At 41.2% G+C, this 21,013-nt stretch carries 17 protein-coding genes; 11 read left to right on the forward strand and 6 right to left on the reverse strand.

All coding sequences use genetic code 11. The features are described from left to right. Positions 1 to 284: 284 nt before the first annotated feature. Complete coding sequence (locus FTV52_RS06225; protein WP_372238839.1) at positions 285 to 515, forward strand: hypothetical protein; 231 nt, start codon at positions 285 to 287, stop codon at positions 513 to 515. A gap of 152 nt (positions 516 to 667) precedes the next feature. Here FTV52_RS06225 and FTV52_RS06230 read toward each other — a convergent pair whose 3' ends face one another. Continuing rightward, positions 668 to 979: a monooxygenase gene (locus FTV52_RS06230; protein ID WP_004976884.1), complete on the reverse strand. Its 312-nt coding sequence runs from the start codon at positions 977 to 979 to the stop codon at positions 668 to 670. Between the two features lie 158 nt (positions 980 to 1,137). Then, on the reverse strand, positions 1,138 to 2,304 hold the full coding sequence (metK, locus tag FTV52_RS06235; RefSeq protein ID WP_004976883.1) for a methionine adenosyltransferase: 1,167 nt from the start codon (positions 2,302 to 2,304) through the stop codon (positions 1,138 to 1,140). A gap of 749 nt (positions 2,305 to 3,053) precedes the next feature. Between metK and tkt the strand changes: the two genes are divergently transcribed. The 4 genes from tkt to FTV52_RS06255 all read left to right on the forward strand — a co-directional run bounded on the left by tkt (position 3,054) and on the right by FTV52_RS06255 (position 6,796). After that, a complete protein-coding gene (gene tkt, locus FTV52_RS06240) occupies positions 3,054 to 5,042 on the forward strand; it encodes a transketolase (protein WP_004976881.1) in 1,989 nt (662 codons plus the stop codon). Positions 5,043 to 5,194: 152 nt separating this feature from the next. Continuing rightward, positions 5,195 to 5,410, forward strand: a complete 216-nt coding sequence (locus FTV52_RS06245) for a hypothetical protein (protein WP_004976879.1) — start codon at positions 5,195 to 5,197, stop codon at positions 5,408 to 5,410. A 179-nt stretch (positions 5,411 to 5,589) separates the two neighbouring features. Next, positions 5,590 to 6,075: a GNAT family N-acetyltransferase gene (locus FTV52_RS06250; protein WP_167845954.1), complete on the forward strand. Its 486-nt coding sequence runs from the start codon at positions 5,590 to 5,592 to the stop codon at positions 6,073 to 6,075. Between the two features lie 136 nt (positions 6,076 to 6,211). Then, positions 6,212 to 6,796: a YceI family protein gene (locus tag FTV52_RS06255; protein ID WP_004976875.1), complete on the forward strand. Its 585-nt coding sequence runs from the start codon at positions 6,212 to 6,214 to the stop codon at positions 6,794 to 6,796. Between the two features lie 227 nt (positions 6,797 to 7,023). On the opposite strand, the gene FTV52_RS06260 is transcribed toward FTV52_RS06255, so the two are convergent. After that, complete coding sequence (locus tag FTV52_RS06260; RefSeq protein ID WP_016658247.1) at positions 7,024 to 8,535, reverse strand: aldehyde dehydrogenase family protein; 1,512 nt, start codon at positions 8,533 to 8,535, stop codon at positions 7,024 to 7,026. A 245-nt stretch (positions 8,536 to 8,780) separates the two neighbouring features. On the opposite strand from FTV52_RS06260, the gene FTV52_RS06265 reads away from it, so the two are divergent. Next, complete coding sequence (locus FTV52_RS06265) at positions 8,781 to 9,962, forward strand: hypothetical protein (protein WP_004976871.1); 1,182 nt, start codon at positions 8,781 to 8,783, stop codon at positions 9,960 to 9,962. A gap of 64 nt (positions 9,963 to 10,026) precedes the next feature. On the opposite strand, the gene FTV52_RS06270 is transcribed toward FTV52_RS06265, so the two are convergent. Both FTV52_RS06270 and FTV52_RS06275 read right to left on the reverse strand, forming a co-directional pair. After that, positions 10,027 to 11,022, reverse strand: a complete 996-nt coding sequence (locus FTV52_RS06270) for an alpha/beta hydrolase (protein WP_004976869.1) — start codon at positions 11,020 to 11,022, stop codon at positions 10,027 to 10,029. 246 nt (positions 11,023 to 11,268) lie between these two features. Then, positions 11,269 to 12,441, reverse strand: a complete 1,173-nt coding sequence (locus FTV52_RS06275) for an iron-containing alcohol dehydrogenase (RefSeq protein ID WP_004976867.1) — start codon at positions 12,439 to 12,441, stop codon at positions 11,269 to 11,271. 456 nt (positions 12,442 to 12,897) lie between these two features. Here FTV52_RS06275 and FTV52_RS06280 point away from each other — a divergent pair, with 456 nt between their 5' ends. From FTV52_RS06280 to FTV52_RS06300, 5 genes are all read left to right on the forward strand, one after another. Then, positions 12,898 to 14,901 carry a hypothetical protein gene (locus tag FTV52_RS06280; RefSeq protein WP_131261628.1) on the forward strand — a complete coding sequence of 668 codons (2,004 nt, stop codon included), beginning with the start codon at positions 12,898 to 12,900 and terminating at the stop codon, positions 14,899 to 14,901. An 89-nt stretch (positions 14,902 to 14,990) separates the two neighbouring features. Continuing rightward, positions 14,991 to 16,703: an AAA family ATPase gene (locus FTV52_RS06285; RefSeq protein WP_179990130.1), complete on the forward strand. Its 1,713-nt coding sequence runs from the start codon at positions 14,991 to 14,993 to the stop codon at positions 16,701 to 16,703. A gap of 140 nt (positions 16,704 to 16,843) precedes the next feature. Next, a complete protein-coding gene (locus FTV52_RS06290) occupies positions 16,844 to 17,827 on the forward strand; it encodes an ion transporter (RefSeq protein ID WP_096901190.1) in 984 nt (327 codons plus the stop codon). Positions 17,828 to 18,110: 283 nt separating this feature from the next. Then, the gene (locus FTV52_RS06295) at positions 18,111 to 19,031 is read left to right on the forward strand and encodes a LysR family transcriptional regulator (protein ID WP_131261626.1); all 921 of its coding nucleotides are present in this window, start codon (positions 18,111 to 18,113) and stop codon (positions 19,029 to 19,031) included. 130 nt (positions 19,032 to 19,161) lie between these two features. Next, positions 19,162 to 20,337: a CynX/NimT family MFS transporter gene (locus tag FTV52_RS06300; RefSeq protein WP_154320808.1), complete on the forward strand. Its 1,176-nt coding sequence runs from the start codon at positions 19,162 to 19,164 to the stop codon at positions 20,335 to 20,337. Positions 20,338 to 20,422: 85 nt separating this feature from the next. Here FTV52_RS06300 and FTV52_RS06305 read toward each other — a convergent pair whose 3' ends face one another. Continuing rightward, a complete protein-coding gene (locus tag FTV52_RS06305; protein ID WP_004976854.1) occupies positions 20,423 to 20,878 on the reverse strand; it encodes a DUF441 domain-containing protein in 456 nt (151 codons plus the stop codon). Positions 20,879 to 21,013 lie beyond the last annotated feature (135 nt).

Here is a 21,013-nt window from a genome sequence, read left to right on the forward strand (position 1 = left end):
GTGCTGAAAGCCAAGCTTGAGTCTAAACTTCAAGTAATCGAGCATGCAGAATTTTAGCATGGCATACCTATTTTAGATGGATAAAGTGACTGTTTATTCAAAAATACGATTTGCGCGAATAGCAGAACTTTGACATTCTAATTCACAAGCGATTGTGTCAGTTAAATCATCCAAAGGATGCAGGCTACAAAGTGTCACAGTTGCTTAAACAAAATTACACTGCATCAGGGTAGATGGTGTAACAATAAAAACAAGAATTACAGTGAAGTAGGAGAATACCTATGCTGTATCATCAGTATCGTTGCGCATGTTGCAATCGGGTGGTGGAATCATCAGAAAAAGAATGTGGTACTTGTGGTTCACACAATATTCGTAGTCCTTATGGTTTCTGGTTATTCTGTATTTTGGCATGCTTGGCAGCAGCCGTTGTGTTTAAAGTCGTGCATGTTTATTTGCAAGATCATCAAGAAGTGCCCGTGCAACAATCGGTGCTTGAGGTGATTCGTACGCAATAAGTGCTGCATCCAAGCTTAACGCTTATTTCGTCTATACAAGATTTCAAAAAATCCTGAATCATTAAATGGCTCAGGATTTTATTCAACTGTTTTTTCAATATTGAAGAGACTCACCATTTTATTCTTCAATATGGATGAGCAATTTAAAAAGATTAGCGACTTAAGAAGTCAGCTTGGTTGATTGCAGACAGTGCAGCATTCACCTCAAAAATCTTGCCACGAATATTCTTCACGCCAAAACTTTCTAAACGTGCAGTGTGCATTTTTAAATAGCGTTCAGCATTGGCCGCATGATCAAACAGATAGATTCCACCGGCTTCCTGTGTTTGACTGTTCTCAGTCCAAATTTTCCAAAGCATGCCAGTTTCTAGGTTAATGCTTTCTGCAAGTTCACGGTACGCTTGGCTCATGCTTTCGCCAAATGGGCCTTCAGAAGGGAAATCGACTTGAAGAATAACCGCCATAATAAACTCCTACATCATTATCTTAGATGAGTATTTAAAAAATCTCAGGAATGATTCACTATAACATATTCGTATTTTGTATATTGTGGTTTGACAGCTAAATTTTAGGCATAAAAAAGCCCACCGAAGTGAGCTTGATAAAACTGAAAAGTTTTACATTACAGACCTGCAGAAGCTTTTAATGCTTCAACTTTGTCGGTTTTTTCCCATGTAAATGCAGTGTCAGAACCTTGACGACCAAAGTGGCCATAAGCTGCAGTCTGTTTATACATTGGTTGTAACAGGTTCAACATGTTGGTAATGCCGTATGGACGTAAATCGAAGTGTTCACGTACTAAAGCAATAATCAACTCATCTGCCACTTTTGCAGTGTTGAAGGTGTTGATTGAAATTGACGTTGGCTCTGCAACACCAATAGCATAAGACACCTGAATTTCACATTTGTCTGCCAAGCCAGCTGCCACAATATTCTTTGCAACATAACGACCTGCGTAAGCAGCAGAACGGTCAACTTTAGATGGGTCTTTACCAGAGAATGCACCGCCACCATGACGTGCCATGCCGCCGTAAGTATCGACAATGATTTTACGACCAGTTAAACCGCAGTCACCGACAGGGCCGCCAATCACAAACATACCTGTTGGGTTGATGTGGAATTTGGTGTCTGCATGGAACATTTCTGCAGGAATCACTTTTTTCACAATTTCTTCAATTACCGCTTCTTTAAGCTGAATTTGAGAAATTTCAGGATCATGCTGAGTAGATAACACCACCGCGTCCAAACGTACAGGCACACCATTTTCATAAGCAAAAGTCACCTGACTTTTTGCATCTGGGCGTAACCACGGCAAAGCACCACTGCGACGTAATTCAGCTTGCTTTTCCATTAAGCGGTGTGCGTAAGAAATTGGGGCAGGCATTAATACATCAGTTTCACGGCTGGCGTAACCAAACATCAAACCTTGGTCACCTGCGCCTTGATCTTCAGGCTTTTGACGGTCTACACCTTGTGCAATTTCAGGTGATTGTTTACCAATCATGTTAATGACCGCACAGGTTGAACCATCAAAACCTAAGTCAGAATGATGGTAACCAATGCCATTTACGGTTTGACGAACAACGGCTTCAAAATCGACATTTGCAGTTGTTGTGATTTCACCTGCCAGTACAACCGCACCCGTTTTTACAAGCGTTTCACAAGCAACCCGCGCATAAGGGTCTTCTTTTAAGATTGCATCCAAAATGGCATCACTGATTTGGTCAGCCATTTTATCTGGATGGCCTTCGCTTACAGATTCCGAGGTAAATACAGCGTACTCGCGCATAAGTCCTATCACAGTTAAATTCAAAAGACGCAATATGTTACATCGAGTTAGACTTTAGGACTAGCGCATTACGACTAAATTGGCTGAATTTATTTCAATTCAATGACTTTTTATCGCATATCTTTAGCTAAAAAATAGATAAAGTATCGGTATGACTATATTGTGACTCAAAAATATTCATGTTGGCTAAAGTATGCTGTCATAATTTTAAACTAAGGAGCACCTTGTTTTTAAGTGGTGAATCATTTTTAAAAACAATATTGTAGATGGGTAATTTAAAGACTTTGAATTGACTTTATCTGCATCAAGCTGCATTTTCAAAAGCTGTTTTAAAATTTTGGACGATGGCTGTGATTCAATTTATTGTGTGAAAAGTGAATAAAATTCAAGATGTGTTAAAATCTGTCTATTATTTCTACAGAATACTGTTGTGTTTTAACTTGTTGCTAGGCATTTGATTGGAGTTGCTGCAAGAGCGACATCACAATTCCATCCTGCGTCTATAAATTGAAATATCTATACTTTAGAATTTTGCCAAGAATAGAGCTTAACACGGCAATTAGCTATTTTCTTGTTGTTATAAACGTGAAAACGTCTTTGAATTTGCACGAAAAATACCCTGAATGGGAATTAATGCGGAAATATTGTTGCATAGGCTTTACCCCTCAGGCGTTTTTTTGAGAGAATAGCGGCTGTTTTGAATTCTATTCATCTTCTTCTATTTAACGATTTTTTGTGGACTCTGACCTATGACGACCCCGCTTAACGAACGTCGTATTGCAAACGCAATTCGTGTATTGGCAATGGATGCTGTGCAAAAAGCAAATTCAGGACATCCAGGTGCACCGATGGGGATGGCAGATATTGCCGATGTGGTGTGGCGTGAATTTTTGAATCACAACCCAACCAATCCACAATGGGCAAACCGCGACCGTTTTGTATTGTCTAATGGTCATGGTTCAATGTTGCAATATGCGTTGTTGCATTTAACAGGTTATGATCTTTCAATCGAAGATTTAAAAGCGTTCCGTCAGTTACACTCTAAAACACCTGGCCACCCAGAATTGGGTTATGCACCAGGGATTGAAACCACCACTGGTCCACTCGGTCAGGGGATTGCCAATGCTGTTGGTTTTGCTTTAGCAGAAAAAACACTGGCTGCACAATTTAATAAAGAAGATATTCAGGTTGTAGACCATTTCACTTACTGTTTCTTGGGTGATGGTTGCTTAATGGAAGGTGTTTCACACGAAGCATGTTCATTGGCAGGTACTTTAGGTTTAGGCAAGCTGGTTGTTTATTATGATGACAACGGCATTTCTATTGATGGTGAAGTAGAAGGCTGGTTCTCTGACGATACCGAACAACGTTTCTTATCTTACGGCTGGCAAGTCTTAAAAGTTGATGGTCACGATGCCGATGCAATTCGTGCTGCAACGGTTGAAGCAAAAGCTGAAACGCAAAAACCGACTATTATTATTTGTAAAACTGTTATTGGTTTAGGTTCGCCAAACAAACAAGGTAAAGAAGACTGTCACGGTGCGCCATTAGGCCATGATGAAATCGCTTTGACGCGTCAAGCATTAGGCTGGACAGATGAAGCATTTGTTATTCCTGAAGATGTATATGCCGCTTGGGATGCTAAAGCGAAAGGTGCAGAAGCAGAAGCAGCATGGAATACAACTTTTGATGCCTATGCAGCAAAATATCCAACGGAAGCTGCAGAACTTAAACGCCGTTTAAGCGGTGAACTACCTGCAGAATTCATCGCGCAGGCAGATGCGTTTATTGCTGAAACCAATGCTAAAGCTGAAACTATTGCAACGCGTAAAGCCAGCCAAAATACTTTGCAAGCATTTGGCCCATTATTGCCTGAATTATTGGGTGGTTCTGCAGACTTGGCAGGTTCAAACTTAACCCTTTGGAAGGGTTGCCAAGGCGTTCAGGACAATGCAGCAGGGAACTACGTGCATTATGGCGTACGTGAGTTTGGTATGACTGCTATTGCAAATGGTGTAGCACTTCACGGTGGTTTCATTCCTTACGTTGCAACATTCTTAATGTTTATGGAATATGCGCGTAATGCCGTGCGTATGTCTGCATTAATGAAGCAACGTGTGATTCATGTGTATACCCACGACTCGATTGGTTTGGGTGAAGATGGTCCAACACACCAACCGATTGAACAAATTGCATCTTTACGTGGTACGCCAAACTTAAATACATGGCGTCCTGCAGATACCGTTGAAGCGGCTATTTCTTGGAAATCTGCATTAGTACGCAGCGAAGGTCCAACTGCTTTAATTTTCTCACGTCAAAACTTGCCATTCCAAACTCGTACTCAAGCGCAAATTGAGAACGTGGCAAAAGGTGGTTATGTCTTGGCTGAAGAAAAAGGTGAATTGAAAGCCATTATTATTGCAACAGGTTCAGAAGTGGGCTTGGCAATGGAAGCATACGCGCAGCTTGAAGGTGTACGTGTTGTGTCTATGCCGTGTGCAGAAGAATTTGTGAAGCAAGATGCAGCATATCGTGAAGCGGTATTGCCATCACATATTCGTGCACGTGTTGCGGTTGAAGCAGCGCATGTAGACTACTGGTGGAAGTTTGTCGGCTTAGACGGTAAAGTTATTGGTATGACAACTTATGGTGAATCTGCACCTGCAAAAGACTTGTATCAGTACTTTGGCATTACCACTGAAGCGGTTGTTGCTGCAGTAAAAGAATTAACAGCTTAATTTTTTAATCCAGTGTTTTTAAAGGCGTTCCTGTAAAGGGACGTCTTTTATTTTTGCATATTTGTTTGGTATTCGATGTGATGATCCAACAAATTTTGTCAGTGTAAGTCAGGTTTGTGAATAAACCTCTGTGTAATTGAGTGAGATGAGAAATGAGTTTGTACGAGCAAATTAATGATGAAGTCACTTTAATGGATGCGGGTGAGCAAAAGTGGATTGGACAAGATTTACCACTTGAAGCTATGGTGGCGGTAGAGTTGTTGTTACAGGATTTGGCTGAAGATCAGCAAATCAAAATTCGCCGTAAGAACCATGAAAAGCAATCAGGCTTAAAGCAAGTTGATCGTATTTTGATTGAGAAGCTTTAATCTATTGCGATGAATGCGGTGCATTAAATGGTGTATCGTCAAAAATAGCTTTATTCTATGCGTAGGGTAAAGCTTTTTTTATTGCTGAAAAATAGTTTATAAAATAGCCTAAGCATAATATGAATGATGCATAATCAATAAAATGATTCGATGCAAAAATAATCAGGCAATATCAAAGCATGCAGGCAACTATATTAGATCGTCAATTTAAGCACATCGACATTGTCGCGTTAAGTGAAATCCAATTTGAGCAATGGCAACCACTTTGGCAGGGTTATCAGCAATTTTATCAGGTGCAATTAAGTGATGAGGTTACGCAAAATACGTGGTCAAAACTAATTAATCCACACAGTACGCATATTTATGGTTTTGCTGCCGTATATCAAACTCAAGTTGTGGCAATTGTGCATGTAATTGAACATGACAGTTGTTGGACGCTTAAACCTTATGCCTATTTGCAAGATTTATATACCTTGCCTGAGTACAGAGGGATGGGAATTGCTCAGCAGCTTATTCAGCAGGTGAATCAAACAGCGCAACAGCGTGAATGTGATCGGGTATATTGGCTGACTCATGAAGATAATTTACAGGCACGGCAGTTGTATGATCGTGTCGCAAAAAGAACAGGTTTTATTCAATATCGCAGCCCTGCAACAGCGATGTAAAACGCGCATGCATATTTTTACAAATTTATCGTTTCAGTCATGCAACATACTGTTTTATCTTTAATCCTGTATTTGCAGCAAAAATCTATAAACTAAACCTCATTGAAACGTATCAACACTTTTAGAGATGAACAATATGAACATGAAATCAATTGCTTTAGGTTTGGCTATCGCGTCTGCAGCAACAATGACAATGGCTAAACCAGTGGCTTATCAAATTGACCCAACGCATACTGCTACTGTATTTACTTGGGATCACTTCGGTTTTTCTACGCCATCAGGTAACTTCTCAGACATTCAAGGTACTATCAACATTGATGAGAAAAAACCTGCTAACTCATCTGTGAATGTGACGATTCCATTAAGTAGCATCAACACCAACGTAAAAGCTTTAGATGAGCACTTAATGGCAGCAGATTGGTTTGATGCAGCAAAATATCCAACCATTACTTTTAAAAGTACAAAAGTTGAAACTCAAGACAAGAAAAACTTTAAAATCACAGGTGATTTAACAGTTAAAGGTGTAACTAAGCCAGTGGTACTTGACGCAGTATTGAACAAACAAGGTCCACACCCAATGACTCAGGCAGCGACTGTTGGTTTTAATGCAACAACATCATTCAACCGTTCTGCATTTGGTATCGCAAGCTATGTACCAAACGTAGGTGATAAAATTACTGTCAACATCACTACAGAAGCGTCTGTAGCTGCTAAAAAATAAGTAGTAATGATTTGATCAAAAAGCATCATTTTAAAAATGGTGCTTTTTTATGTCTGTGATTTTTATCCATGATTTTAATGTCAGCAACTTGAGGTCTATGGCTTTAAAATCTGTTTGGATGAATGGCTTTTTTATTTTACTTTTTGTCCATTCGTATATCCAAAACATAAAAAATGCGAACCGAAGTTCGCATTTTCATTCATCATGTTAAGGTTGAATTAACCAACTTAGAAGAAGCCAGCAGGTTTAGTTGAGTAGCTCACCAACAAGTTCTTGGTTTGTTGATAATGTTCTAACATCATCTTGTGGTTTTCACGGCCAATACCTGATTTTTTATAACCACCGAAAGCGGCATGCGCAGGGTAGATGTGGTAACAGTTCGTCCAAACGCGACCCGCCTGAATAGCACGGCCTGCACGGTAAGAAGTGTGCGCAGAACGTGACCAAACACCTGCACCTAAACCGTAAATGGTGTCATTGGCAATTTTAATGGCTTCATCAAAGTCTTTAAATGTAGTCACAGAAAGCACTGGGCCGAAAATTTCTTCTTGGAAAATTTTCATGTCGTTGGTGCCTTTGAAAATTGTCGGCTCAATATAGAAACCACTGCCAACTTCATGACGTTCACCACCACCTGTTAAGACTTGAGCACCTTCGGCACGACCTGTCGCAATACAACCCAAGATTTTGTCTTGTTGTTCTTGAGATGCCTGCGCACCAATCATAGTTTCAGTATCAAGCGGGTGACCTGTTTTAATACGTTTAACACGTTCAATGGCTTTTTCAAGGAAACGGTCAGCAATACTTTCCTGTACGAGCGCACGTGATGGACAAGTACAAATTTCACCCTGATTCAGCGCGAACATGGCAAAGCCCTCAAGCGCTTTATCTAGGTAGTCGTCATCTTGCGCCATAATATCTTCAAAGAAAATATTTGGAGATTTACCACCAAGCTCTAAAGTCACTGGAATGATGTTTTCAGTGGCGTATTGCATGATCAATTGACCGACCTGGGTTGAACCTGTGAATGCAATTTTGGCAATACGTGGATTGGTTGCCAATGGGCGACCCACTTCTACACCGTAACCATTGACTACGTTTAATACGCCTGCTGGCAATAAATCTTGAATCAGTTCGACCAAAACTAAAATACTAGCAGGGGTTTGCTCCGCAGGTTTAAGTACAATACAGTTACCCGCAGCCAAAGCAGGTGCAAGTTTCCATGTTGCCATTAAAATTGGGAAGTTCCATGGAATAATTTGCCCCACAACGCCCAACGGCTCATGAAAGTGATAGGCAATGGTATCTTCATCAATTTCAGAAATTCCGCCTTCTTGGGCACGAATACAGCCTGCAAAATAACGGAAATGGTCAATCGCCAATGGAATGTCGGCAGCCAATGTTTCCCGAACAGGCTTACCATTATCCCATGTTTCTGCCACTGCCAATAATTCTAGATTTTGTTCTAAACGATCTGCAATTTTAAGCAGAATGTTGGAGCGTGTGGTTGGAGATGAGCTGTTCCATTGTGCTTTGGCTTTATGGGCTGCATCTAAAGCCAGTTCAATGTCTTCTGCCGATGAGCGTGGGACTTTGGTAAATACTTTGCCATCTACAGGAGAGATATTTTCAAAGTATTCGCCTTTTACAGGGGCGACCCACTCGCCACCAATAAAGTTTTCGTATTGTGCTTTAAATTGAACTTTTGAACCGGGTTGATTGGGATCTACGTAACGCATAATTCTCTTCCTTTGATGGTTTTTTATAATCTGCCGTCATCTTTACCTTTTATCACAATCCTGTGTCTAAAATCAGGTTAAATTTACGGCTAAGGTATAAGGTACTTTAGTACGTTATTTGATTAGCATACCAATATAAGGTTGGAAAAAGGTTGGAAAGTTGCAGGTTTACAAGCAGCGAACAAATCCTTACAAAAGTAAGCAGTACAATGGATGTAATGCCCACAGGATTGTGAGAATCAGTCATGATGAAAAAACAAGATCTATTGGAAAAAAAACTGCATATTGAACGGTTTAGACAAAGCAGTAGTTTATCGCCGCTGCATGCGCAGCAAATTCAGCAGAGTATTTTAAATTCTTGGCAACGCTCTGAAATTGCAGAAATTCCTGTAGATCGGCAGGCTGCTCCGTTAAATTCCAGTTTATCGCATCCGCAAGGCGGTTCGGCTTTACAGAGAGCTGTGCAAAATTGCGCAGAAGATTTAAAACATATCGCGCAGCAGTCCGACATGGTGGCAGCCGTGGGCGATGTGGGCAGTACGATTATTTGGACGGCAGCGAGCGCTCAAATGCGTAATGTGGCGGAACGAGTACATTTTGTAGAGGGTGGACAGTGGCGTGAAGAGTTGGTGGGTACCAATGCTTTGGCTTTGTCACTCAAAACTCAGCAAGCCAGTTGTGTGTTTTCCAGTGAACATTATATGTCATCGTTACATGACTGGGTTTGTTATGCCGCACCAATTTTAGACCCACATTCCAAACAAGTGTTGGGCGTGATTGATTTATCGACCACTTGGAAAAATCATAACAGTTTGGGTTTGTTGGCAGCAGAGCGCTGTGCTTCTTTAATTCAAAATGCGTTGCTGGAACAGCAAAAACAGCAGCTTTATATTCGCGCGTTTCGTGTGCCACAGGTGTTATTTAATGGCAAAGTGGTGGTGATGACACCGCGTCAAATTGAAATATTGGTGATTTTGGCACTTTGCCCACAAGGCATGAGTTTAGACACTTTACACCAAGCACTATATGGTGAGCGTAAAGTCAGCATGGGAACGCTAAAAGCTGAAATGTCGCAATTACGCGATATTTTAGGGGGGATGCTCGGCTCGCGTCCTTACCGAGTTTTGGCGCATATTGAAGCCGATTTTTTACAAGCTGAGCAGGCTTTAGATGCAGGTTATGTGCAGTCTGCCTTGCAAACGTGTGCAGGGGTATTTTTGGCGAAAACTGAAAGTCCATTTTTATGCGCATGGCGAGATTGTTTAGAATCACGCCTGAGTGATGCCATTTTTAATGCACAAGATACCGATGTATTGCTGAAACATTTGGCGCATAGCCCTGAAGCGATTGATGCGGTAGAGCGTTTAATTGAACTGATGCCAAAGCATCATCCTGCACATCAAATTTTATTAAAATACAAAGCCTAAATGACGAATCAAGTCTTTAGGCTTTCATTTCACTGTCCTTTAGTCTTACTGTTTTTTTTAGTTTTTACAGCCCTTTGCGGTTTAACCAGTCAAACAAGGACTGATACACTTCCGCGCGGACTTCTGGCGCAGAAAGCACCAAATCATGCACGCCATCTTCAATTTGGCAAAGCTGAATATCACCATGCATGTGATGCCCATATTTTTGCATATCCGCAACATCTAAAATTACGTCAGTACGTTGCGCAATCTCATTCCATTGGCGTGGATAACTACTTTGACTCGCATGCATAATTAAGGTTGGTACACCCAAATGCACACTGGCATGAATTTCTTTTTGCGCTTCATGAATTGCACGAACAAAACTTAATCGCACTTTTGGATAACGCGGTTTCTTCCATTCCAAATTAAATAACCATTCACCATGATATTGTTTGTGTAGACTTGGTACATAAAATGGATTAAGGCGGCTTGGAAATTTCATTTCTGGCAGCAATTTGCCCAATTGGCTTAAACGAGGAATGCCGAATTTTTTCTCAATCTCGCTCATATTGAAATCATAAAAAGGGCTGTTGCACCATAAACCACGAATCAGTGGATGATTGGGATGATGTGCCACATATAACGTGGTGATTAATCCACCTGTTGAATGTCCTGCCAAAATTACTGAGTCATGTTCTTCTGTGGCAATTTGCTCAAGTGCAGCGGAAATTTCTGCATCATATTCAGACAAGCTGCGCACATTGTACCAATTTTGATGTGACAAATGCGAACGCCCATATTTACGTAAATCTAGGGCATAAAAGTCATAACCATGCTGATTAAACTGGTCTGCCATTTCTGTTTGAAAAAAATAGTCAATAAAACCATGAATATAAAGTACGGCTTTACGGGTTTCCTGTTCGGCTTTTTTGCGTACCAAGGTAGCAATCACTTTGCCTTCATAATCCGAAGGAAAATCCAGCGTCATTTGTTGGTAATCGGCACCCAAAATATCGGGTTGATAGCTTGGTGTTGTTTTTTGTTTTTTACTTAACAGCATAAGGTGTTCGTCATCCATTTTATTTTGACTATATCCTTGATGAGCTGTGCGCATTTGTCAAATTGAATTATGCAAACCCTCTGCATCTAAATCGCTTTAGTTTTAGGCTGCGAGTTCATTTTGTTCTGAACAGCAAAAAAAGCAGAACGCATCTGAGATGGTTCTGCCAAAGGGAAGGATAAAAATAAAACAGCAACAGACGAAAATTGAAAAAAGGATGGGAGATGCTGAGCAAATCGTGATTCACTCAGCAGGAGATTCAAATTACATCGCGGCTTTAAAAATTTCGACCACTTGTGCATGATTGGCTTTACGTGGGTTGGTGAGCATGCAGGCATCTTTTTGTGCATTTTCAGCCATAATCGCCAAGTCATCTTCTTTCACGCCTAACTCTGCTAAACCTGTTGGAATACCAATTGAGCTAGATAATTCACGAATTGCATCAATTGCGGCATAGGCGGCTTCTGTGGTGGTTAATCCGTCAGTATTGACTCCCATCAATTCTGCAATATCTGCATAACGCTCAGGGCAGGCAATCAGGTTAAATTCGCAAACATGCGGCAGTAAAATTGCATTACAGACGCCGTGCGGTAAGTTGTAGAAACCACCGAGTTGATGCGCCATGGCATGCACATAACCCAATGAGGCATTATTAAATGCCATACCAGCCAAATATTGCGCATAGCTCATGGCATCACGTGCTTCAATATTTTCACCATTTGCCACGGCAGGGCTAAGCCACTGGCTAATCATACGAATAGCTTTTTCAGCGCAGGCATCGGTAATAGGATTGGCTGCAGTTGAAACGTAGGCTTCTACAGCATGGGTTAAGGCATCCATGCCTGTTGCTGCGGTTAAACCTGCAGGTTTGGCAATCATGAGTTTTGGATCATCAATGGCGATGAGTGGTGTGCAGCGCCAATCGACAATTGCCATTTTAACGTGCGTGTCGGTATTGGTAATGATACAGAAACGGGTCATTTCCGATGCTGTACCTGCTGTGGTGTTAATGGCAATAAGTGGAGTCATTGGCACGGTACTTTTATCAATGCCTTCATAATCACGAATATGCCCACCACCTGCGGTAACTAAGCCAATGCCTTTGGCACAGTCGTGTGAAGAACCGCCACCTAAAGACACAATAAAGTCGCATTGATTGGCATTGTAGGCATCGACACCTTTATGTACGTTAATGTCGGTTGGGTTTGGCTCAGCACCTGCAAAGATATGGCTAGCAACGCCTGCTTCGGTGAGATAGCCTGCAATGGTATCGGCTACGCCAAATTTAAACAGTCCTTCATCTGTCACAATCAGGGCTTTTTTAGCACCTAAATTTTGCGCTCTTACGCCAATTTCTTTGGCACAACCAGGGCCGAAGAGAGACACACAAGGAATATAAAAACCGTTGGTTTGATCTGCAATATTTTTAAAAGCCATGCTCAGATTCCTTCTTGCATTGGGTATTGGAATAATGTGTTGTTATCGCGGTGTTGAACCGTGATTTGAGTATTCAATGCTTTGTGGTGAAATCCTACCTACCAAACACCAACCCTATTTTCTGAGTAAATAATGCAAACTAATCAATTGAAATTTATTTGTTTTTTAATGGGTTTTTATTTTTTCTGAAGTTGTGCGCAGGCTATAGGCAAGGGCTTAAATCTTGTTTATAGTGTTTTTGTATCTCTAATTTTAAGGTGTAGATACCGTTCACATAAATTTCAGGTGTAATTCAATTAATAAGTGGCTTAAGCTCGATTGAAGAATTGTCCACTTTTTGCAGATGGAAATAAAAAACAAAAAATAGGGATGTATCACGTGATGGGTCTAGTCGGTGCAATCAAATAAAAATAAGATGACACTTAGATAGACCGCACTTAAGCATGAGGAGCGTATATGCAGCCAATTTGCCAGCATAGCCAGTTGCATGCCGTTGCACAGCAATTGGTTCGTATTTCCAGTGTGGCCGCAGAAATCTATCAAGATCAAATGGATTTGGTTGGACATTTTACAGCACAAAATTTGTTTCGGATCGATCCTTTGCAGCATCGGGTTGAATTGCTAAACGGTCTATTTAGCCTTGAATTTTATCCGCCTAAATCTAACCCTAGTTTAATTCAGACGCAGTTTGAGTTTGCGGGGCTCCATCAAGAAGCGTTTGAAGATTTTTTTCTGCATGATTTACAGTTTCACACGGGCGATTTAAAGCCACAACACTCCTTATTTTTGCGTAATCAGGCGCAGCAATTACGACATCTGATTATGCAGCAAGCCTATATGTGGGTGGATGGTGCTGCACGTGTTCAACAGTTGCTGCTGCATTTAGATGGTGTACAGGCTCAGATTTTAGATCAAGCCTTGATTCAGTCTGATTATGCCCAACACGCTGTTTTTACAGGTGCTGTACAGCATGGTGCGGTCATTCCAGAGGAAACTTTGACTGCTTTATCTGCATTGTGTGCTTTAGAATTTATTGAGGGTGATACCTTTTTGCCTGTGCAAGCCTTAATGCACAGTTATGATGATTTTTGTTTTAGTGCAGCACAGTTTTTGCCTAAAGCCATGTATCGTATTTTGGCGGTGTCCTTTCCTGAGCGTTTTAATTTACAAGATTTAATTGACCATCAGGATGATATTCAGTTGTTGTATCGGCATGCCGAAGAACATGGTCATTTACTGGGTTTTGCCCGTTTAATGCACCGAGAAGTGTGGCAGCGTTCCGATGCATTGGCAAAACCGCATTTCTTAAAATCCTGTCCTTTAATTTGGCAAAAGAAGGTTGCCAAACTGCCGTTATTTGATTATCCACGAGCGGTGAACTGGCTGTTTAAACAGTCTGCACAAGTGTTGGATTGGCTCAGTTTAAATATGCAGCACACCAGTGTGCGGGTCGCAGTGACAGCGCTCAGTTTTGTCGATTGTAGTCAGGCACATCCACGGATTATTTTGGCAACTTTGCAATATTTTCAATATTCTGCGGCGCGTATGTTTATTCAAAGCTGTAATGTGTATGCGACACAGCAGGCGTGGTTTGCGCATGCACATAATGTCAGCCTAATGCCACATGGTGAAAAACAATCTGTAGATGATCCACGCGTTGCGATTAGTCCTTCCATTTTGTATTTGGATGAATGGATGAGTTTGCTAAAAACAGTGGCGCAGCAAGATGAGTATTTGGTGAAACATGTATTTAGACGTTTGAGTCGTGTCATGCAAAGTTATATGTTGTATTTACAGCAAATCACACAGGATTTACCACCCGCTTTGTTGGATTATATTCAGCCTGAGAGTCAGCAGCAGCGTGACTTTTATACGGTATTGCAGCGTTATCAGCTTCAACCCGATGATTTTAGGCAGCGTTTTTATTTACGGGCGCAGCATACGCGAGTTTCAGTGTTTGACAGTTATGTGCGTGACTATTTACTGGAATATTTTGCAGCGCATACGCATATTCCTAAAAGTCTGAGTTGGTTGGGGCTGTTTCATCAGGCGGTGCGTTGGCATCAACAAGTGTATAAAGCAGAGCTATTTGCCAAACTGAAAAAAGAAATTCCGTGTAGCACATGGCAGGCGAAAAGCCCGCAGCAAATATTGTACTTTTCAGGTTGGTGTTTTGAAGAACTGACCGATTTAGACCGTATTATTGAAGAATCGAAAAACTTTAAACACTGTTTGGCACTTAGCTATGCCAAGCTAATGAGTGAAGGGCAATATGTGGCTTTTCACATGGCATCGCCACATTATGCGCAGCAATTGACTCTGGGCTGTCATTTTCGGCAGGGGCAACTTGAATTTGATCAGTTGGAATATCCGAATAATCAAAAAGCGGAACAGTTACTGGTGACCATTGCAGAGCAGTTTATTGCATGGCTGAATCCACAATTGCCAGCTAAAGCATAAGACAACAGTTGTCGTATTCGCAGACTTGAGCCTTAACTTTTAGGCAAAAACTCGTTAGGCTATAGCCGTTCAGCAATGGTATAGGTCTTATGAAACAGGAAACTGCACTTAAACTTTTAAAAGCAGGCGAAAATGTCTTTTTAACAGGCTCTGCTGGTGCGGGTAAAACCTATACCCTGAATCAATACATCAATTATTTAAAAGCACGAAAAGTACCTGTAGCCATTACAGCATCTACAGGTATTGCTGCAACGCATATGAATGGCATGACCATTCACACGTGGGCAGGTATTGGTATTAAAGACTTTTTGTCCGATGCCGACCTAAAAAATATGAAAGAGCGCAAATATCTCAAAGAACATTTAGAAAATGCGCAAGTGTTGATTATTGATGAAATTTCGATGTTGCATGCCAAGCAACTGAATTTAGTCAATCAGGTTTTAAAATATTTTAAAGACAGTGATGAAGCCTTTGGCGGCATTCAGGTGATTGTTGCAGGAGATTTTTTCCAGTTACCGCCTGTAGGAAAAAACGATGAGCGCAATCGTGACAAGTTCTGTTTTATGTCAGAGGCGTGGGTCGAAGCTAAATTTCGAGTCTGTTATTTAACTGAGCAGCACCGTCAGGGCGACGATTATTTAAATGACATTCTCAATGCAATTCGTGCACAAAGTATTGATCATCAACATATTCAGGCTTTGGAGCACACCCGCCATCAAGATATTGGCGACACTTTCACACGTTTATATACGCACAATATGGACGTGGACAATATCAACTTTAAGCATCTGAATGAAATTGAAACTGAGAGCAAGCAGTTTGATGCCGTGTGTGATGGCAATGAAAAGTTGATTGAAACGCTGAAATCATCCGTACGTGCGCCTGAAATTTTAAATCTAAAAAAACATGCCAAAGTGATGTTTGTTAAAAACAACTTCGATATGGGCTATATCAACGGCAGTTTGGGCGAAGTGATTGGCTTTGAAGAAGATGACGATCACGGTATTTTGCCTAAAGTAAAATTGACCGATGGCACAGTATTACTGGTCGAGCCTGAAACTTGGTCGGTGGATAATGATGCAGGCAAAACCATTGCCAGTTTCCAGCAAATTCCGCTGCGTTTGGCATGGGCAATTACCATCCACAAATCACAAGGTATGACCTTAGAAGCGGCAGAAATCAATCTTAGCCATACTTTTGAAAAAGGGCAGGGTTATGTGGCGTTGTCACGATTAAAATCGTTAAGCGGTTTGCGTTTATTGGGATTTAATAGCCAAGCTTTGGAACTCGACAGTTTAGCGATTAAGGCTGACCGCCGTTTTCAGGAATTGTCTGAAGAAGCTGAAACGCACTATGAGCTGTTGGATTTAACACCACAACATAATGCATTTATTCGTCACTGTGGTGGCACGTTGAACGAAACCGAAATTTTGCGCAATGAAAAGAAAATTGCCAAAGGTGGAAAAACCAATTATGCGACTGCCACGTTAGATGAAACCCGCGCTTTATTTGAAGAAGGTTATGATATTCAGGATATTGCAGTAGAGCGAGGTTTAACTCCTGCAACTATTATCAACCATTTGGCACGTTTGCAAAAAGAACAAAATCTGGATATTTCAGTGGCACATCCAGGTGAAGAAGTGGTGGAAGAGGTCCGTAAAATTTATAAGCGATTAATGAAGCGTCAAAATGCAGAGCACTTCAGCGATGATGGCGCAATTAAACTGCGCCCGATTGTTGAAGCGACTAGTCCACGCATGGGCTATGATCAGGTGCGTTTAGCATTGCTGTTTATTCAGTAGTTTAGTCATTTGGATAATGATGACTTATACTGCAATTCTGCATTAAAAATGCCCGCTTAACGTCACATAAAATACTATCATTTTGAGAAAAACTTCGGTTAAACTGCCATCACTGTAAGCCTTAAAATATAATATTCGGTATGGCATTTACACCGTGGTACACATTTCGAAAATTTGTCTATAACAACTTACACGACGATGACTATGAAACATGGTTTAGTCGTTGCATTAACTATTTTTTAATTTTACTGATTTTAGGCAATGCCAGTGCGGTTATTTTAGAGTCGGTGAATGATGTCTATCTTGCCTATCAGGTATTTTTTGACCATTTTGAAAACTTTTCCATCGCAGTGTTTACGCTTGAATATTTGCTGCGGATTTGGAGTATTGCCGAAAAAGACCCGTTTATTTCGCCGTGGAAACAGCGTGTAAAATGGCTTACCAGCGGTGGGGCAATTATAGATTTGTTGGCGATTCTACCTGCTTATATTAACTTCTTTGTGCATCTAGATTTACGGTTCCTAAGAATTTTACGTTTGCTGCGTTTGTTAAAACTGACACGTTACTTTGTATCATTGCAAATTTTATTAAGAGTGATCGAACGGGAAAAAGGATCATTTCAGGCAGTCATTTTTATTCTCTCTATTATGATTGTGATGTCTGCCGCAGGTGTGTATGTGGTGGAAAGCAAGGCACAGCCTGAAGCCTTTAGCTCAATTCCCGCTTCGATGTGGTGGGCAGTGGTGACTTTAACCACAGTCGGTTATGGCGATGTCACACCAATTACCCCTTGGGGCAGAATTTTAGGTGCGTTAATTACGGTATTGGGTGTCGGCTTGGCAGCATTGCCTGCAGGTATTTTAGCCACAGGTTTAGCCAACGAACTTGAACAACGTAAGCAGCATTTAGGGTTGAAATTTAGAGAGCTATTGCAAAATAGTGAGATTGATCTGTTAAATGATCAAGAAAAAATTGAAGATTTACGCAAACAAGTCGGTTTAACCACTGAGCAAACCCAAGATATTTTATTGCAGTTAATTCGTGAGCGTCGTGAAGAAGAGCTGCGTTTAGAACAGGAGCCTTATAAATACTGCCCACATTGTGGAGAGAAGTTGTCGGAGTAAGCGAGGCTTGGGTTAAGAATTTCAATTCTAGTTTGGCTCTGCACGTTGGAAGCCTAAAACATGCTTGCTGAAAGCCATATTATTTTTATGGAATTGTATTGATTTCGTAGTAAATATCATCGAATAAGAACTAAGATGAAGAAAACTCATTATTTACATGCTAAGATTAAATTAATTCATTATTAAATTGAATCATGTTTGGCTTTGTTTCTTATTTTGCAAAATAAAAATGCGACCTAGGTCTAAACATGCAGTCAATAACTTGAAAAACTAGGAACAAGCAATGCTTGAAATTCGCCACTTAAAAACGCTATCAGCCCTGCGTGAACATGGTTCTTTGGTTGCTGCCGCCAATGATTTATGTCTGACGCCATCTGCCATTTCTCATCAACTCAAAGAACTAGATCATTGGTATGGCGTAGAAGTGGTGAACCGTCGTAGTCGCCCTGTGACATTTTCCAATGTTGGGCAGCGTTTATTGAAACTGGCGGATGATGTCTTGCCACAAATTCAAATTACCCAAACCGATATTACCCGCATTGTGCATGGGCAAACGGGGCGGATTATTTTTTCTTCGGAATGTCACAGTTGTTTTGACTGGTTGATGCCGCTGCTGAATCAATATCGTCAGCAATACCCTGATGTAGATTTAGATTTTGCTTCAGGTTTTGAAGCCAATCCGCATGAATTATTGCAAAACGCAGAATTTGACCTATTGATTACTGCAGACCCGATTGCCTTAAAAGGTATCGAATATTTTCCAATTTTTGAATATGAATCGCGTTTGGTGTTGTCAAATACTCATCCTTTAGTACGTGCCGAGCGCATTACCGTACAGGAGTTGGCAGAAGAAACCCTGATTACCTATCCTGTCGATAAACACCGTTTAGATATTATGTCTAAGCTATTCATTCCAGCCAATATTCAGCCAAAAGCTATTCGTACTACAGATTTAACCCAAATGTTGATTCAACTGGTGGCGAGTGGGCGAGGGATTGGCGCATTGCCAGATTGGGTGGTGAATGAATATGAGCAAAAAGGCTGGGTAACTTCACGTCGTTTAGACTGCGTTGCTGCGGGAGGATTACGCCGTACCTTGTATGCGGGTTATCGTAGCGAAGAAAAAGAAAAGTGCTATTTTGAAGGCTTTTTGAAGCAATTAGAGAAATTTTCCCAAAAACGCACGCAGTATTATTCAAGTTAAAAATCGTACGATCAGCATCGTAAAGAGAATGCTAATTTATCGCTAAAAACACTAAGCTCATCTAAATCTCCACTAAAAACAGTGAGATGTTCTTGCTAAGCTTGCCTTGCGAAAATTAAGGGAGAGCGCAGTGAGTTCGGTACGTTGGCTGACAAAGGATTTGTGGATTGTTGCTGCGGGTTTTATGGCAGCAATGCATATTGGCAAGTTGCCACCGACTGTACCCATCCTACAAGCTGAACTCGGAATTAGTTTGGTTCAGGCAGGTTTTTTGCTGTCTTTGGTACAAGCTGCGGGCATGTCTTTGGCGTTGTTGCTAGGCAGTTATACCGCAAAAATTGGCTTAAAACGCTGTGTACTTTTGGGTTTGTCTTTATTGGCAGGTGCAAGTTTTGTTGGTGGTTTTGTACATAGCTTTTCCGCACTATTAAGTCTGCGTGTAATTGAAGGTTTTGGCTTTTTACTGATTACACTCAGCGGCCCTGCATTTATTCGTCAACTGGTTGCAGTGGAGCAGTTGCCTGCTAAAATGGGGCTGTGGAGTGCCTATATGGGCGGTGGGATGGGTATTGGTTTACTAAGTACGCCGTTTTTACTGCCCATCTTGGATTGGCAAGGCGTGTGGATGTGTTTGGGATTGTTATCCTTTGCGCTCGCAATCATCATTTATAAAGCCGTACCAAGTGTGCAGATCAGCACGCAAGCCATTGCCATCTTTGAACTGATTAAAAGCACTTTGAGCCATCCACCCGCATGGATATTGGCTTTGGTTTTTGGTGTTTATGCAGGGCAGTGGTTCAGTTTGGTGGGTTTTTTGCCGACCATTTATCAGCAATATCAAATATCTTTACAAACCGCAGGTGTGCTCACAGCTATGGTTGCAATGGCAAATGCGGTGGGTACATTTGTATGTGGGTTGTTATTACAGCGTGGGCTGAGAGCGCAAGTGTTGATGCAAATGGGTTTTGCGGTATTGATGCTATGCGCACTGAGTTTTTATATTTTGCGTGATGTTTTACCATTCATTGTGCAGTTTTTATTGGTCATCCATTTCTCTTTATTTGGTGGTTTAGTCGCAGCTGTGGTATTTGCGCAAGTACTTAATTTTGCACCACAACCGATTGCGATTAGTACCACCGTAGGTTTGGTGTTGCAGTGCTCGGCAATTTCACAATTTTTATTGCCGCCTGTGGTCGCAGCTATCGTATCTGCCACAGGAACATGGCTTTGGGTTGGTATTTTAATGGCCGTTTTATCTGCAATGGGAATGATATTAACATCTATCTTGTTTCGCAAAGTGGCTTAGATTTGGATGGTTTTTATTGAAATTGGTTGATACAAGACGATGAATTCAAGCAAAACCATCTAAACCAAGCGTCCCTAAATCTATGTTAAGAATAGCCAATAAACAAGGTGAGAATTCCTGCTGCAATCAGTGGTCCCACAGGCACGCCACGTAGCACAGCAACACCTGCGACTGTACCAATCAATAAGCCTGCGACCACATCAGGCTGATTGGTCATGAGCTTGACACCACGCCCGCCTAACCATGCCACAAAAACACCAATTGCAATCGCAAGTAAAGATTTCCAACTCAGGAAAGATTTTAGAATTGCTTCGCCTGGAAGTTTGCCACTGGCAATGGGTGTCAGTACGCCAATGGTGAGAATGATAATGCCCAGATTTAAGCCATGCTGCTGCAATAGTGGGAAAAATTCACTTAGCGGCGTAATTCTAAAAACAATCAGTACTGCTGCGGCAATGGTCACAGCCGTATTTTGGCTAAAAATACCGCATGCGAGTAGAACGATCAGCACCATCAGGTTAAGGTCTAATTGAGAGAGCATGGTGATCCATAAAAGGGGAAATAAATTGGAAAAGTGCAGTTATTGTAACTGTTTTGAACTACAAGCGGGCAAGGTACGCAATGTGTTCAGAATTTACGGTGTATTTGGTTTAGAATAGCAGCAAATATATTTATA

The sequence above is a fragment of the Acinetobacter sp. YH1901141 genome (genome assembly GCF_013416935.1).
Lineage (GTDB): Bacteria > Pseudomonadota > Gammaproteobacteria > Pseudomonadales > Moraxellaceae > Acinetobacter > Acinetobacter towneri.